This window comes from Brevibacterium otitidis (genome assembly GCF_042429315.1).
Taxonomy (GTDB): Bacteria; Actinomycetota; Actinomycetes; order Actinomycetales; family Brevibacteriaceae; genus Brevibacterium; species Brevibacterium otitidis.
Genome location: NZ_JBHMAU010000075.1, coordinates 61,050 through 75,264 on the forward strand (window position 1 = coordinate 61,050; position 14,215 = coordinate 75,264).

The window sequence follows — 14,215 nt, forward strand, 5'->3', positions numbered from 1 at the left end:
GCGGGTGGTGGACAGAGGTTCGGTCCCCGTGCCCGAGGCGGGTCTCACCTGCCAGCAGGCGACCCGCCTCGGGGGCGGGAACCGGAAAGGCTCAGCCGCGGCGGCGCTTCGGCGGGCGGCAGCCGTTGTGCGGCGTCGGGGTGACGTCCTGGATGGTGCCCAGCTCAAGGCCGGCGGCCTGGAGCGAGCGGATCGCGGTCTCGCGGCCCGAGCCCGGGCCCTTGACGAAGACGTCGACCTTCTTCAGGCCCATCTCCATTGCCCGGCGGGCGGCGGACTCAGCGGCCATCTGTGCGGCGTACGGGGTCGACTTGCGCGAGCCCTTGAAACCGACCTCACCGGCGGAAGCCCAGGAGATCACAGCTCCTGTGGGATCGGTGATCGAGACGATCGTGTTGTTGAAGGTGGACTTGATGTGCGCCTGGCCGTTGACGATGTTCTTCTTATCGCGACGACGCGGCTTGCGCATTGCTCCTGCGCGTGACTTGGGAGGCATAGATCAAAAACTCCTGATCGAGGGTGTTCGGTGAAAGCTGAAAGGGCCGGATTACTTCTTCTTACCGGCGACCGTGCGCTTCGGGCCCTTGCGGGTGCGCGCATTGGTCTTGGTGCGCTGGCCGCGCACCGGCAGGCCGCGACGGTGGCGCAGGCCTGCGTAGCAGCCGATCTCAACCTTGCGGCGGATGTCAGCGGCGACCTCGCGGCGCAGGTCGCCTTCCACCTTGAACGTTCCCTCGATGTAGTCGCGCAGCTGCACGAGCTCATCATCAGTGAGGTCCTTGACGCGGGTGTCGGGGCTGATCCCGGTCTCGGTCAGGGTCTGGCTCGCACGAGTGCGGCCCACACCATAGATGTATGTCAGGGCGACTTCCACGCGCTTCTCACGCGGGAGGTCGACTCCGGCAAGACGTGCCATAAGTTCTTACTCCGTGTATTCGTTGTCGAAGGTGCTTGCTCAGACCTGTCCCGAGGTATCCCGGGTCCCCGGCCTTCGAACCGGGGGTATCGTCCTGCGGCTGCTGCCGGCGCTGGGCCGGACAGCTGCAGGGGGCGAGGCCTGCTTGGGTGTGGTGCTCGCAGCTGCTCAGGGGCAGGCGCGAACGGGAGTCTGCTGGAAGTGTGCGATCAGCCCTGGCGCTGCTTGTGACGCGGATTGTCGCAGATCACCATGACCCGGCTGTGACGCCGGATGACCTTGCACTTCTCGCAGACCTTCTTGACGCTGGGGTGAACCTTCATCGTGAGTCCTTCTTGCTGACTGCGAAAACCCCAGGGAGATCCCCCGGGGGACGCAGTGCAGCGGTCGAAAAGATCTGTTACTTGTACCGGTACACGATGCGACCACGGGACAGGTCGTAGGGAGAGAGCTCCACCACGACGCGGTCCTCGGGAAGAATGCGGATGTAGTGCTGACGCATCTTTCCGGAGATGTGCGCCAGAACCTTGTGGCCGTTGGTCAGCTCCACCCGGAACGAGGCGTTCGGGAGTGCTTCGACAACGGTTCCTTCGATCTCAATGACCCCTTCTTTTTTGGCCATATCGTTCGTCAACCCCATTTTCCCGCAGCAGTGCTGCGTTCGTTCGTGTCTCAGACCCTCTTCGGCTACCCGGGTGGGGCCTGATTCGACCGGCAGTCCTGACCCGGAGTGTCCGGTTCCGCATGTTCGCCAGATGGGCTAAGCTACCCGGAGAAAGACGGAACTGGCATGTCCAGAGGTCACAGACCAATCCACCACTCTACACGAAACAGCGTGTGCATGCCACCCATTTCTGCGCATCCAGCTGCGTCGCTGCTCACGTCCGCCGATGCCGGAGCTCTCAATGCCGCACTGCGCGGCGAACCGGATTCCCGCTTCCATCTCCTCCCCCGGCTGCTGCGCCGCGCCGGCTTCTATCAGCACCGCGCCGCCCGCGCGATCGAGGCACTCCTGCCCGCCTCCGCGCCCGAGGTGTCCCGCACCCTGGCAGCACTGCCCGCCCTGGAGCCCCAGCCCCGCGGCCGACAGCTCCTCGACGTGCCGGTGCCAGCCGCGGCGCCGAGCGCCGGGGTCGAGGTGCGGCAGGGACACCTCGGCGACTGCTGGTTCATCGCCGCGCTGGCTGCCTGTGAGCACGCTCGGCCCGGTTTCATCTCCTCCCGCATCCGCTGGCTTCCGAACGGACTCGCGCAGGTGCAGCTGCACACGGGACTGCGGCCGCGCTGGGTGACGATCTCTGCGTTCGTCCCGGCCCGGCACCGTGCCGGTGACGCCCGCGGCCGGGCGAACTGGGCCAGCCTTGTCGAGAAGGCCGCTGCTGTGAGCTTCGGCCGCGGCAGCTACACCGGTCTGCAGCACGGCTTCGCCGGCAATGCCTTCTATCTGCTCACCGGCAGGCTGACGCCGGCCCGCCCGGTGCCCGGTCTGCAGCAGATCCGCGCGTGGCTGAATGCGGGCAGGCCGGTGGTGGCCTCGACTCTGACGCGGCGCCGCAGTGTGCGGCTCATCGCCCGTGAGGACGATCCCAGCCGGCACATCGCCGTCATGAACGGCCACGTCTATGTGGTCTGCGGCGTCGCCGTCGTCGATGAGGACGGGCGGCAGCGGCACGACGGGCAACCGCGCATAGACAGGCAGCCGAGTGCGGACGCTGTGCCGCCGGAGCGTCTGCGCATCCATGTGCGCAATCCGCTCGGCGGCCGCGATCCGCGACCGGGCACGCCGCATCCGCGGCGCACGGATCTGTTCCTGTCTGAAGCCCAGTTCCGGCGCATCTTCCTCAGCGTCAACGTTGGGCCGCCGCTGCGCTGAACAGCACCCGGCCACCGCCTCGGGGGCGGCAGGCGAGCACCACCTCGGGAACGGACCTTCGACCGGCACGCCGAAGGGGCGGCCTCCGCAGAGACCGCCCCTTCGTCAGGTGCGCTGCTCACCGTGAGCCCGTGGGCTCCGGTGACTGAGCACCGTGCTCAGCTGAGGACTCAGCCCTCAGTCGAGGTGCGACGCGACTTGTACAGCGCAGCTGCACCGCCGCCGATGAGGGCGAGGATGAGCAGCAGGTACGGCATGATCTCCGCACCGGTGCGCGGCAGCGGACCGCGGTCGTCGGCGTTGTCGTCCTTGCCGTTGTCCTTTCCGCCCTTGTCGTCGTCCTTGCCGCCTTCGTCGGTGTCGCCACCGCCGTTGGCATCGTCGTCGTCCTCGTTTTCCTTCGGATCGTCATCGCGCATGACTTCGAGGAAGTCGGTGGCGACGGCATCACCGGCGGCGTTGACGAAGGTGACCTCATAGGTGCCCGGCTTGGCATCCTCAGGCACGGTGAACTGACCGGAGGCGTTGCCGCCGTTGTCGGTCGTGCCCTTGGCGACGGTCTCTCCATCGAAGGCGACGGTGTAGTCGTCGACATCGTCCTGGTGCTCGGCGTTGTAGAGGACCTTCTCACCGGTGTGTGCCTTGTTCGTCGAGATCGCGAAGCCGGAGCCGCGGAAGGTCTCGACCTTGCACTGCGTCGTGAGGGTGACATCATTGCCGCGGTCGTCCTTGACGGTGTCGGGCTTGTCGAGCTTCTTGCCGTAGTCGCCGTCCTCAGGAACGTTGCCGTTGATGAGGAAGTCGTTTACGGTCTCGTCGACACAGGTGAGGTTCTCGTCACCCTTCATGTACGAGGTGTGCGAGGCGCCTGCAGCCGAAAGCAGGGTGCCGTCGATGACGCGGGCGAGCTTGACGCCGGCCGGGTACGGGGTGGCCGAGTCATGCGTGGTCGACACGACGAGGATGTTGGGCACCTTCGTCAGCTTCTCCGGCGCGGGCAGGGTGCCCTTGAACCGCCAGAAGTCGCAGTAGTCGTACTCACCCGGGGTCTTCGACGATGCCTGGAACGGCGCAGCCTCGTCGTAGCGCTCGGCGAACTCGCGCGCCTTCTCGATGTCCGGCATCTCGCCGTAGCTGTTGTTGTCAGCGCAGCGGATGTTCGTGAAGGCCTGCAGCATCGGAGCGTAGTGGCCCTTTTCGTCGCGGTCGTTGTAGGAGTCAGCCAGCTGCATGAGCATGCCGGCGGTCTTGCCTTCCTTCAGCTCAGCCAGACCGTAGGCCAGCTCCGGCCACATGGTCTCCGAGTACAGCGCCTGGAAGACACCGGTGCGGCCATCAGCGAAGGACACCATGCGGTTGTCGTTCGGCTGTCCGGTCGGCAGCGGCTTCTTCTCCAGGGTCTGCAGCAGCATGGCATTCGCCTTCGTCAGCTCATCGACGTCTTCGACGCCGTCGCCAAGTGCACAGCTGAAGGTCTCATCGGCGATCGGGGTGCCGCCGAACTTGTCCGGCCACAGTTCGCCCCAGGTCTTCTTCTGCGCGCCCTTGGCGGTGCAGTCCTTGGCGAACTGCTCGAAGGTGTTCTGGAATCCAGCGCCCTGCTTGATGGTCTTGTCCTCATCATCGGCAGGGTCGTCATCGGACTGCATGTAGTTCTTCGAGGCTTCATTGATCGCCTTCATCGCAGCCTGCTCGTCGATGCTGCCCGGATCCACGACACCGTCGAGGACGAGGCGGCCGACATTGGCCTGGAACTTCTGCGAGTACACGTAGCCGAGGCGGGTGCCGTAGGAGAAGCCGATGAAGTTGAGCTTCTCATCGCCGAACACCGAACGCATGACGTCCATATCGCCGACGGCATCCCAGGTGCCCAGGTGCTTCATGAGCTTCTCCTGGCCGTCCTCACCGAGGTTGAAGGCCTTGCCGGTGTTCTCGAAGCAGTCGTTGGCGAAGCGCTCGGTCTGGTCCTTGAGCATCTTCTCGACTTCTTCGCGGGTGTCCGCGCCGTGCGGGTTGGAGGCGCGGTCCTCGTCGATCTGCTCATCGGTCGAGCACTGCGAGAACGGCATCGAGGTGCCGGTGCCGCGCGGGTCGAAGCCGAGCATGTCGTACTCAGCGGCCAGGTCCGGTTCGAACAGCGCACCGGCCACCGACAGGGTCATGCCCGAGCCGCCCGGTCCGCCCGGGTTCCACAGCACGGTGCCGCGCGGCTTGGAGTTCTCCTTGAACTTTCCACCTTCGACAGTGCCGGCCTTGACCCGCATGACGGACACGGCGATGTTGCCGGCACTCGGATCCTCAGCGTCGATCGGCATGATGACGTAGCCGCACTCCGGGGTCCGGCCGATCCGATCGGTGTAGTCGGGCAGTCCGAGCTTCTCGCAGTTCTCTGCCGACATATCGACGGCCTGGCCGTAGTGCTCCTCCAGGCCCTTGGGTACGTTGCCGTGGCTCTTGCCGCCGGAAGCCGGTCCCGGGATCTCGTAGGTGCCGTCGCCATCGGCGTCGAAGAGCTCCTTGGCGAGCTCCGGGTAGTACTCATCGAGTCCGTCCGGACGGACGTTCGGATCCTCGGCACCCTCCTTCTCGGCACCCTCGGTCTCCTCGGCACCGTCGGCGCTGTCGCCGTCGACGGTGAAGGTCGTATCGGAGTTCATGAGATTGTCGTCGCCGCCGGTGACCGCATAGGTGCCCGGCGCGAGGTCCTCAACGGTGAGGGTCGCTTCTGCCGTCCCGTCTTCCCCGATCGTGACGTCAGTGTCGGTGCCGGGAACGATCTCATTGTTCTGGGCGTGCTTGAGCCGCAGGGTGAGGACGTCGCCGGCCTCTCCCTTGACGGTGACGGGAATCTCGAGGGTGGCAGCTGGCTCCAGCGTGGCGTCACCCTCATAGGTGATCGTCAGCTTGTCAACCAGATCGGTGGGGTTGGTCGTCGATTCGGGGGCCGTGCGAGGGGCAGTGTCTGCCGGCTGCGACGGTGCAGCCAGAGCAGCAGATCCGAATCCAAGGGTCATCGCCAGAGTCACTGTCGTAGCGACGCCGACCTGGCGCATTCTGCGCAGGGCCGGCGGATACTGTCTTGAATCAGTCATACCTGAGAGCCTATGACGAATGAGGCGCGTTTTGTGAGGTTCCTCTCATACTTTTTTGAGAACTTTTCATCGCCGCAGGTCAGCAGCTCAGACTACGACTAAAGTTGTAGTTGCCGAGCTGGGGCCTCTCGGCAGCTCGTCGCCGGTTGGCGGAGGCTGGGCCGGTGCCTCGGGCCGCCGCCGGCTCCCACACCTCGGCCCGGCTGATACCCTGCGCCGTTCCGGCGCCAGGGGCGCTAGGCTGGTGGCTGGCAAGGACGCCGACAAGGAGGACACCTGGTGAAGGACTACACGCCCGCCGAGCTCGTGGAGCGCGGATCAGTGAAATGGACGACGTTTCCCGGCACGCTCGGAGCGTTCATCGCCGAATCCGACTTCGGCACCGCCCCGTGTGTGCATGCAGCACTGGAGGAGCTCAGCGCCAAGGAGCTCTTCACCTACGCCCCGCCGGCGATGCATGCCGCAGCCCGGCAGGCCACCGCGGAGTTCCATGCCCGCCGCTACGGCTGGCAGATCGAGCCGGAGAACATCGACTTCGCCCCGGATGTGCTCTCCGCGCTGCTCGTCATGCTCGACCTGTTCTCGCCTCCGGAGGCTCCGGTCGTGCTGCTGACGCCGGCGTATATGCCGTTCTTCATCGCCCCGGCCACCCGGGATCGCACGATCCGCGAAGTGCCGCTCATCCGCACCGCCGACAGCTGGGAGATCGACGCCGAGGCGCTCGACGCCGCGCTCGAACCCGGTGCGGTGTTCATCCACTGCAATCCGCACAATCCGATCGGCAAGGTCTACACGCGCGCTGAGCACGAGCAGATCGCTGCGCTCGTGGAGAAGAACGGTGCACGCGTGTTCTCCGATGAGATCCACGCCCCGCTCGTCTTCGACGGCGCTGTCCACATCCCCTACGCCACGGTCAGCGAGGCCGCCGCCCGGCACACGCTCACCGCCACCTCGGGCTCGAAGGCCTTCAACACCCCGGGCCTCAAGTGCGCGCAGGTGCTGCTGACGAATCCGGCCGACCGCGAGGTGTACCGCGACCGGGCCCGGTTCGTCGCCGGGGCGGCCGCGAACCCGGGGCTCGTCGCTGCCACCGCCGCCTACCGTGAGGGCGATGCCTGGCTGGCGGAGTTCATCGAGGTCCTCGACGCCAACCGGAAGCTCATGGGCGAGCTCGTGGCCGAGCATCTGCCGCAGGCCGCCTACCTCATGCCGCAGGGCACGTACATCGCCTGGCTCGACCTGCGCGCCTACGACCTCGGCGAGGATGCCGCGGCCTATCTGCGCGAGCACGCCGAGGTGGCGCTCACCAACGGGCAGGACTGCGGCCAGGTGGGTGCCGGCAGCGTGCGGATCAATATGGCGACTCCGGCGGCGATCCTCACCGAGATCGTCGAGCGGATCGCCCGGGCCTGCGCCGCCCGCTGAGCGGGCCTCCGGTGCGCTCAGTCGAGGGGGACGGGCGTGACCCCATAGGGTGCGAGGCGCTCAGCGCCGCCGTCGGGCGCGGTCAGCACCCAGATGCCCGTGGCGTGCCGGGCGACGGCATGTTCCCAGTGCGAGGCGTGCGAGCCGTCGCGGGTGACGACCGTCCAGTCGTCGTCGAGCACCTCGGTGGCCGCTGAGCCAGCCGTGAGCATCGGTTCGATACACAGCACGAGACCGGGCTTGATCTTGGGACCGAGCTGCTTGGCCGCATAGTTGAGGACCTCGGGCTCCATGTGCATCTTGGTGCCGATGCCGTGGCCGGTGTACTCGGTGATGAGGCCGAAGCCGCGGGCGCGTTCGGTGCCCAGCGCAGCGCTGAGCGCGGCCGCGCTGCCGTTCTCATCGACGCTGGCTTCGATCGCCGCGCCGATCTCGCCAACGCGAGTGGCGGTGGCGAAGGCGGCGATCCCGGCCCACATCGATTCCTCGGTCACGCGCGAGAGCTCACGGTCCTCGGCGCTAGCGGACTCCTCACCGCCGACGAAGACGGTCAGCGCCGAATCGCCGTGGTAGCCGCCGACGATCGCACCGCCGTCGATCGAGACGATGTCGCCGTCTGCGAGCACCCGCTGGCCCGGGATGCCGTGGACGATCTCCTCGTTGACGGAGACGCACAGGGTGGCGGGGAAGCCGTGGTAGCCCTTGAAGTTCGACCGGGCACCGGCCTCGGCGATGACACGGGCGCCGGCGGCATCGACATCGGCAGTGGTCGCGCCGGGCACACATGCCGCACGGGCGGCCTCCAGGGCCGCCCGTGTGACGAGACCAGCTTTGCGCATGGTCGTGATCTGTGCCGGGGACTTGAGCTCCAGGCGCGGTCCGAACATCAGGCGCCGAGAGCCGCGATGATGCGTTCGGTGATCGCGTCGACTTTGCCGAGGCCGTCGACCTTGCGCAGCAGGCTGCGCTTGGCGTAGAGGTCGGTGAGCGGCTGGGTCTGCTCGGCGTAGACGTCGAGGCGGTGGCGGATGACGCTCTCATTGTCATCGCTGCGGCCCTGCAGCTGCGCGCGAGCCAGCAGGCGCTCGACGACCTCGTCGGTGTCAGCGGTCAGCTCGACGACGTGGTCGAGCTGCTCCCCCATCTCCTCGAGCATGCGGTCGAGTTCGGCGACCTGCGCCTCGGTGCGCGGGTATCCGTCGAGGAGGAAGCCGGCCTTCGCATCATCCTGAGCGAGGCGATCCTGGACCATTGAGTTGGTGACCTCGTCGGGCACATACTCGCCGGCGTCCATGTAGCGCTTGGCAGTCTTGCCGAGCTCAGTCTCCTCGGCGACATTGGCGCGGAAGATGTCACCGGTCGAGATCGCCGGGATGCCCAGCTTCTCACTCAGCTTCGCAGCCTGAGTGCCCTTGCCGGCGCCGGGCGGACCGATGAGGATGATGCGTTTGCTCATGTGCTTCCTTTCATGGGATCGTGCCCCCATTCTACGACCGGCGAAGCGGCCGCGGAGTGGGGGCAGGCACCCGGGCGTCCACCGCCTCGGGCGTGGCGGGGCGATACCGGCGCCGAGCGCCGGTGCGGGTCAGCGCAGGAGGCCCTCGTAGTGGCGCTGCTGCATCTGCGAGTCGATCTGCTTGACGGTCTCCAGGCCGACGCCGACGACGATGAGGATCGAGGTGCCGCCGAACGGGAAGTCCTGGTTGGCGCCGATGACCACGAGCGCGATGAGCGGGATCATCGCGATGACCGCGAGGTAGAGCGAGCCGGGGAAGGTGATGCGGGTGAGCACGAAGCTGAGGTAGCGCTCGGTGGGCTTGCCGGCGCGGATGCCGGGGATGAAGCCGCCGTACTTCTTCATATTGTCGGCGACCTCTTCGGGGTTGAAGGTGATCGCGACGTAGAAGTAGGCGAAGAAGATCGTCAGCAGGAAGTAGACCGCCATGTACAGCGGGTGGTCGCCGCTCTGCAGGTACTTGACGATCCACTGCACCCAGGCGGCCTCCGGGTCGCCGAACTGCGAGATGAGGGTCGGCAGGTAGAGGACCGAGGAGGCGAAGATCACCGGGATGACGCCGGCCTGGTTCACCTTGATCGGGATGTAGGTCGAGGTGCCGCCGAACATCCGGCGGCCGACCATGCGCTTGGCGTACTGCACCGGGATGCGGCGCTGGGACTGCTCGACGAACACGACGAGGGTGACGATCGCGAGGCCGACGACGAGGACGATGGCGAAGATGTCGATGCCCTGGGTGCGCAGGATGCCGCCGAAGGAGGCCGGGAAGCCAGCTGCCACGGCGGTGAAGATCATGAGCGACATGCCGTTGCCGACGCCGCGTTCGGTGATCTGCTCACCCATCCACATGATGAGGCCGGTGCCGGCGGTCAGCGTCAGCACGATGAGGCCCACACCCCACCAGCTGTCGTTGGCGATGAGGTTCTGGCAGGCTGCGACATCGCCGAACAGGGCGCCGGAGCGCACCGTCGTCACGAGCGTGGTGGCGTTGAGCAGGCCGAGGCCGATCGTCATGTAGCGGGTGTACTGCGTCAGCTTCGCCTGGCCGGAGGCGCCTTCCTTGTGGAGAGCCTCGAAGCGCGGGATCACGACGCGCAGCAGCTGGGTGATGATGCTCGCGGTGATGTACGGCATGATGCCGAGCGCGAAGATCGACAGCTGCAGCAGCGCGCCGCCGGAGAAGAGGTTGATGAGGCCGAATGCGCCCTGCGTCAGCTGAGGGGAGGCGACGCATTCCTGCACCTGCCCGTAGTCGATGCCGGGGGCTGGGATGAAGACGCCGATGCGGTAGAGCACAACGATGCCGAGAGTGAAGAGGAGTTTGTTCCTCAGATCGGGCGTTTTGAAAGCCCGCCCAATTGCGCCGAGCAAGCGTCCTCCTGGGGATCTTCACCTCGGGCAGGCGGGCAGCACTCCGGCTGCACACGGACCCGAGAAAACGTGTAAGTCAATTTAGTACCTGACCGACCTTATCAGGACTCCCCCGCCTGAGCGGAATCGAGAGACGAGATTTTCGGCCGGTTCTGCGGTGACCGCAGCGGTCACCGGGTGGTGGGCAGAGGGCTCACCGGCGCCCCGCCTCCGGCTGGAATGCCGCGCTGCCGGGCGCCGGCGGGCCCTGCCCGAGGTGTGGGGCAGATGAAGAGGGAGGCCCGCTTCCGCGGACCTCCCTCTGCGTCTCAGAGCTGCGCTCCGTTGCTGCTCAGCGCTGCGCTCCGAGCGGCGGTGCCTCTGACCGGCTGAGGGGTACTCCTCAGCGGGTGGTGGTCGTACCGCCGGCTGCTGCGATCTTCTCGGCTGCGGAGCCGGAGAACTTGTCAGCGGTGATGTTGATGGCCACGGAGATCTCTCCGGTGCCGAGCACCTTGACCGGCTGGTTGGCGCGCACAGCGCCCTTGGCCACGAGGTCGTCGACCGTCACATCTCCGCCCTCCGGGAAGAGGGACGAGAGCTTGTCGAGATTTACGACCTGGTAGTGAACCTTGTTCGGGTTCTTGAAGCCACGCAGCTTCGGCAGGCGCATATGCAGCGGGGTCTGTCCACCCTCGAAGCCGTGCGGAACCTGGTAGCGGGCCTTGGTGCCCTTGGTGCCGCGACCGGCGGTCTTGCCCTTCGATGCCTCACCGCGACCCACACGGGTCTTCGCGGTGTGGGCACCGGGAGCAGGACGCAGATGGTGGAGCTTGAGTGCCTTCTCATCTGCCATTTCAGTCCACCTCTTCACATGTGACCAGGTGGCGCACCACGTTGACCATGCCGCGGACGGCCGGGCTGTCTTCGCGAGTGACAGAATCGTTGATCCGCTTGAGACCGAGGGTCCGCAGCGTCTCACGCTGGTTCTGCTTGCCACCGATTGTCGATTTGATCTGGGTAATCTTCAGCTGTGCCATCAGGCCTTCGCCCCGCTTTCAGCTGCGGCCCGCAGCAGTGCGTGCGGGGCAACTTCGTCGACTGGGAGGCCGCGGCGGGCTGCCACTTCCTCAGGACGCTCGAGGCCCTTGAGGGCTGCGATGGCCGCGTGCACGATGTTGATCGCGTTGGCCGAGCCCAGGGACTTCGAGAGGATGTCGTGGATGCCAGCGCAGTCGAGGACCGCACGCACCGGACCGCCGGCGATCACACCGGTACCCGGTGCGGCCGGACGCAGGAGCACGACGCCGGCGGCGTCTTCGCCCTGCACGGGGTGCGGGATGGTCTTCTGGATGCGCGGGACGCGGAAGAAGTTCTTCTTCGCCTCCTCAACACCCTTGGCAATGGCAGCCGGAACTTCCTTCGCCTTGCCGTAGCCCATGCCGACCATGCCGTCACCATCGCCGACGACGACGAGAGCGGTGAACGAGAAACGACGTCCGCCCTTGACGACCTTCGACACACGGTTGATGGTCACGACGTGCTCGATGAACTGGTTCTTGTCGTCACGGTCTCCGCGACCGCCGCGACGTCCGCCACCCTCACCGCGTCCGCGGCCACGGCCGCGACCGCGCTGGTCGTCCTGCTTGGCGGCGTTGTCGGTGCTGGTGACCTGCTGGTCCTTGTTGTCTTCAGTGCTCACAGGGACAGTCCTCCTTCACGGGCACCTTCGGCGATCGCTGCCACGCGGCCGTGGTAGGCGTTGCCGCCACGGTCGAACACGACAGCCTCGATACCGGCTGCTTTCGCACGCTCGGCGACGAGTTCGCCGACCTTGCGAGCCTTTGCGGTCTTGTCGTCGCTCGATCCGCGCAGATCCGCTTCCATGGTCGAGGCCGAGGCGAGCGTCTTGCCGACGGTGTCGTCGACGACCTGGACGAACATGTGACGCGACGAACGGTTCACGACGAGGCGCGGACGTTCGGCGGTGCCGGAGATGTGCTTGCGCAGGCGAGCGTGGCGACGGGCACGAGCGGCAGCCTTGCCCTTGCCGTAGCTCTTCTTCATTCCGAAGGCCATGATTACTTACCAGCCTTTCCAACCTTGCGGCGAATCTGTTCGCCGGCGTAGCGCACGCCCTTGCCCTTGTAGGGTTCCGGCTTGCGCAGCTTGCGGATGTTCGCTGCGGTCTCTCCGACTAGCTGCTTGTCGATGCCGACAACGGTCACCTTGTTCGAGCCCTCGACCTTGAAGGTGATGCCCTCCGGCGGCTCGACGGTGATCGAGTGGCTGTAGCCCAGAGCGAACTCGAGGTTCTGGCCCTTGGCCTGCACACGGTAACCGGTGCCGACGATCTCGAGCTGCTTGGAGTAGCCCTCGGTGACGCCGATGATCTGGTTGTTCACCAGGGTGCGGGTCAGACCGTGCAGGGCACGAGACTCGCGCTCATCGTCGGGACGCTCGACGGTCAGCGTGCCGTCTTCGAGCTTCACCGTGATGGGCTCCGGGATGGTGACCGTCAGGTTTCCCTTGGGTCCCTTGACGTCGAGCTCAGGGCCGTTGATGTTGATCTCAACACCAGACGGGACGGAGATCGGCTGCTTGCCAATGCGTGACATTGCGTACTCCCCCTTCCCTTACCAGACGTAGGCGAGGACTTCTCCGCCCACGCCCTTCTTAGCGGCTTGCTTGTCAGTGAGCAGACCCGAGGAGGTCGACAGGATCGCGATGCCCAGACCACCGAGGACCTTCGGGAGGTTGGTGGACTTGGCGTAGACCCGCAGACCCGGCTTCGAGATGCGGCGCAGACCAGCGATCGAACGTTCGCGGTTCGGACCGAACTTCAGGTCGAGCATGAGCTTCTTGCCGACCTCGGCGTCTTCGACGCTCCAGTCTGCGATGAAGCCCTCTGCCTTGAGGATCTCGGCGATGCTGGACTTCAGCTTGCTGTACGGCATGCTGACGTCCTCGTGATACGCCGAGTTGGCGTTGCGCAGACGCGTAAGCATATCTGCGACGGGATCAGTCATTGTCATGTGGGCTTCTGCCCTTCCTCGTTGCGGTTTCCTGCCGGGTGGCCGGCCGGACCTGCAACGTAGTGCTTAGTTGGTCTTGAACGGGAAGCCGAGGTGGCGGAGCAGCGCACGGCCTTCGTCGTTGGTCTTGGCGGTCGTGACAACCGTGATGTCCATGCCGCGCACGCGGTCGATGGAGTCCTGGTTGATCTCGTGGAACATCGACTGCTCGGTCAGGCCGAACGTGTAATTGCCGTTGCCGTCGAACTGGCGGTCCGAGAGTCCGCGGAAGTCGCGGATGCGCGGCAGTGCCAGCGAGACGACGCGGTCGAGGAACTCCCACATACGGGCGCCGCGCATGGTGACGTGCGCGCCGATGGGCTGTCCTTCACGCAACTTGAACTGTGCGATCGACTTGCGGGCCTTCGTCACGACCGGCTTCTGGCCGGTGATGAGGGTCAGGTCGCGGACGGCGCCTTCGATGAGCTTCGAATCACGGGCGGCGTCGCCGATGCCCATGTTGACGACGACCTTGGTCAGGGTCGGAACCTGCATCGGGTTGGCGTAGCCGAACTCGTCCTGCAGCTTCGCCACGATCTCGTCGCGGTAGACCTGCTTGAGACGCGGCAGGGGACGGTTCTGCACGGTGGTGTCAGTCATCAGATGTCCTCCCCGGTCCGGCGCGAGACGCGGACCCGCACAGTGCGCTGGCGACCGTCGCGGTCAACGACCTCTTCGCGGTAGCCCACGCGAGTCGGCTTGTTGTCCTTCGGGTCGACGAGCATGACGTTGGAAATGTGGATCGGTGCTTCGTGGATCTCGATGCCGCCGGCGGTTGCGCCCGAGGCGGTCTGTCCGGCGCGCTTGTGCTTGGTCACACGGTTGACGCCTTCGACGAGCACGCGATTGCTCTCCGGGTACACGGCCAGGACCTTGCCCTGCTTGCCGCGGTCACCGCCGCGCTCCTGGCGGCCGCCCGAGATGACCTGGACGAGGTCGCCCTTCTTGATCTTGAGCTTGTTCGCCATA

The 14,215-nt window shown here is 66.0% G+C and carries 18 protein-coding genes; 2 read left to right on the top strand and 16 right to left on the bottom strand.

Going from position 1 to position 14,215, the window contains the following annotated elements; translation table 11 throughout:
- Positions 1-91: 91 nt before the first annotated feature.
- From rpsK to infA, 4 genes are all read right to left on the bottom strand, one after another.
- Complete coding sequence (gene rpsK, locus ACFFN1_RS13285) at positions 92-496, bottom strand: 30S ribosomal protein S11 (RefSeq protein ID WP_376841299.1); 405 nt, start codon at positions 494-496, stop codon at positions 92-94.
- A gap of 51 nt (positions 497-547) precedes the next feature.
- Entirely contained in the window at positions 548-916 is a 369-nt protein-coding gene (gene rpsM, locus ACFFN1_RS13290; RefSeq protein ID WP_376841301.1) for a 30S ribosomal protein S13, read from the bottom strand.
- Between the two features lie 209 nt (positions 917-1,125).
- A complete protein-coding gene (rpmJ, locus tag ACFFN1_RS13295) occupies positions 1,126-1,239 on the bottom strand; it encodes a 50S ribosomal protein L36 (RefSeq protein ID WP_102161533.1) in 114 nt (37 codons plus the stop codon).
- 77 nt (positions 1,240-1,316) lie between these two features.
- Positions 1,317-1,538, bottom strand: a complete 222-nt coding sequence (gene infA, locus ACFFN1_RS13300) for a translation initiation factor IF-1 (protein ID WP_019159374.1) — start codon at positions 1,536-1,538, stop codon at positions 1,317-1,319.
- Between the two features lie 219 nt (positions 1,539-1,757).
- Here infA and ACFFN1_RS13305 point away from each other — a divergent pair, with 219 nt between their 5' ends.
- Complete coding sequence (locus tag ACFFN1_RS13305; protein WP_376841302.1) at positions 1,758-2,789, top strand: C2 family cysteine protease; 1,032 nt, start codon at positions 1,758-1,760, stop codon at positions 2,787-2,789.
- Between the two features lie 170 nt (positions 2,790-2,959).
- On the opposite strand, the gene ACFFN1_RS13310 is transcribed toward ACFFN1_RS13305, so the two are convergent.
- On the bottom strand, positions 2,960-5,881 hold the full coding sequence (locus tag ACFFN1_RS13310; protein WP_376841303.1) for an alpha/beta fold hydrolase: 2,922 nt from the start codon (positions 5,879-5,881) through the stop codon (positions 2,960-2,962).
- 279 nt (positions 5,882-6,160) lie between these two features.
- Between ACFFN1_RS13310 and ACFFN1_RS13315 the strand changes: the two genes are divergently transcribed.
- Positions 6,161-7,306, top strand: coding sequence for a MalY/PatB family protein (locus ACFFN1_RS13315; protein WP_376841305.1), 1,146 nt, complete (start codon positions 6,161-6,163; stop codon positions 7,304-7,306).
- 17 nt (positions 7,307-7,323) lie between these two features.
- Here the strand turns inward: ACFFN1_RS13315 and ACFFN1_RS13320 are convergent, their stop codons facing one another.
- From ACFFN1_RS13320 to rplX, 11 genes are all read right to left on the bottom strand, one after another.
- A complete protein-coding gene (locus ACFFN1_RS13320; RefSeq protein WP_376841307.1) occupies positions 7,324-8,193 on the bottom strand; it encodes a type I methionyl aminopeptidase in 870 nt (289 codons plus the stop codon).
- A complete protein-coding gene (locus ACFFN1_RS13325; protein ID WP_376841308.1) occupies positions 8,193-8,762 on the bottom strand; it encodes an adenylate kinase in 570 nt (189 codons plus the stop codon). The genes ACFFN1_RS13320 and ACFFN1_RS13325 overlap by 1 nt, the downstream gene beginning before the upstream one ends.
- A gap of 129 nt (positions 8,763-8,891) precedes the next feature.
- Complete coding sequence (secY, locus tag ACFFN1_RS13330) at positions 8,892-10,193, bottom strand: preprotein translocase subunit SecY (RefSeq protein ID WP_376841310.1); 1,302 nt, start codon at positions 10,191-10,193, stop codon at positions 8,892-8,894.
- Positions 10,194-10,575: 382 nt separating this feature from the next.
- Positions 10,576-11,028: a 50S ribosomal protein L15 gene (gene rplO / locus ACFFN1_RS13335; RefSeq protein ID WP_376841311.1), complete on the bottom strand. Its 453-nt coding sequence runs from the start codon at positions 11,026-11,028 to the stop codon at positions 10,576-10,578.
- A 1-nt stretch (position 11,029) separates the two neighbouring features.
- Positions 11,030-11,212, bottom strand: coding sequence for a 50S ribosomal protein L30 (gene rpmD / locus ACFFN1_RS13340; protein ID WP_376841312.1), 183 nt, complete (start codon positions 11,210-11,212; stop codon positions 11,030-11,032).
- On the bottom strand, positions 11,212-11,874 hold the full coding sequence (gene rpsE / locus ACFFN1_RS13345; protein ID WP_376841314.1) for a 30S ribosomal protein S5: 663 nt from the start codon (positions 11,872-11,874) through the stop codon (positions 11,212-11,214). The genes rpmD and rpsE overlap by 1 nt, the downstream gene beginning before the upstream one ends.
- Positions 11,871-12,251, bottom strand: coding sequence for a 50S ribosomal protein L18 (gene rplR / locus ACFFN1_RS13350; protein WP_376841316.1), 381 nt, complete (start codon positions 12,249-12,251; stop codon positions 11,871-11,873). Before rplR ends, rpsE begins: the two co-directional genes overlap by 4 nt.
- Before the next feature lie 2 nt (positions 12,252-12,253).
- Positions 12,254-12,790 carry a 50S ribosomal protein L6 gene (rplF, locus tag ACFFN1_RS13355; protein WP_376841318.1) on the bottom strand — a complete coding sequence of 179 codons (537 nt, stop codon included), beginning with the start codon at positions 12,788-12,790 and terminating at the stop codon, positions 12,254-12,256.
- 18 nt (positions 12,791-12,808) lie between these two features.
- Positions 12,809-13,207 (bottom strand): 30S ribosomal protein S8, encoded by a 399-nt coding sequence (gene rpsH, locus ACFFN1_RS13360; protein WP_102161510.1) that lies wholly within the window; start codon positions 13,205-13,207, stop codon positions 12,809-12,811.
- Positions 13,208-13,273: 66 nt separating this feature from the next.
- Complete coding sequence (gene rplE / locus ACFFN1_RS13365; protein ID WP_376841320.1) at positions 13,274-13,846, bottom strand: 50S ribosomal protein L5; 573 nt, start codon at positions 13,844-13,846, stop codon at positions 13,274-13,276.
- Positions 13,846-14,214 carry a 50S ribosomal protein L24 gene (gene rplX, locus ACFFN1_RS13370; RefSeq protein ID WP_376841321.1) on the bottom strand — a complete coding sequence of 123 codons (369 nt, stop codon included), beginning with the start codon at positions 14,212-14,214 and terminating at the stop codon, positions 13,846-13,848. Before rplX ends, rplE begins: the two co-directional genes overlap by 1 nt.
- Between the last annotated feature and the right edge of the window lies 1 nt (position 14,215).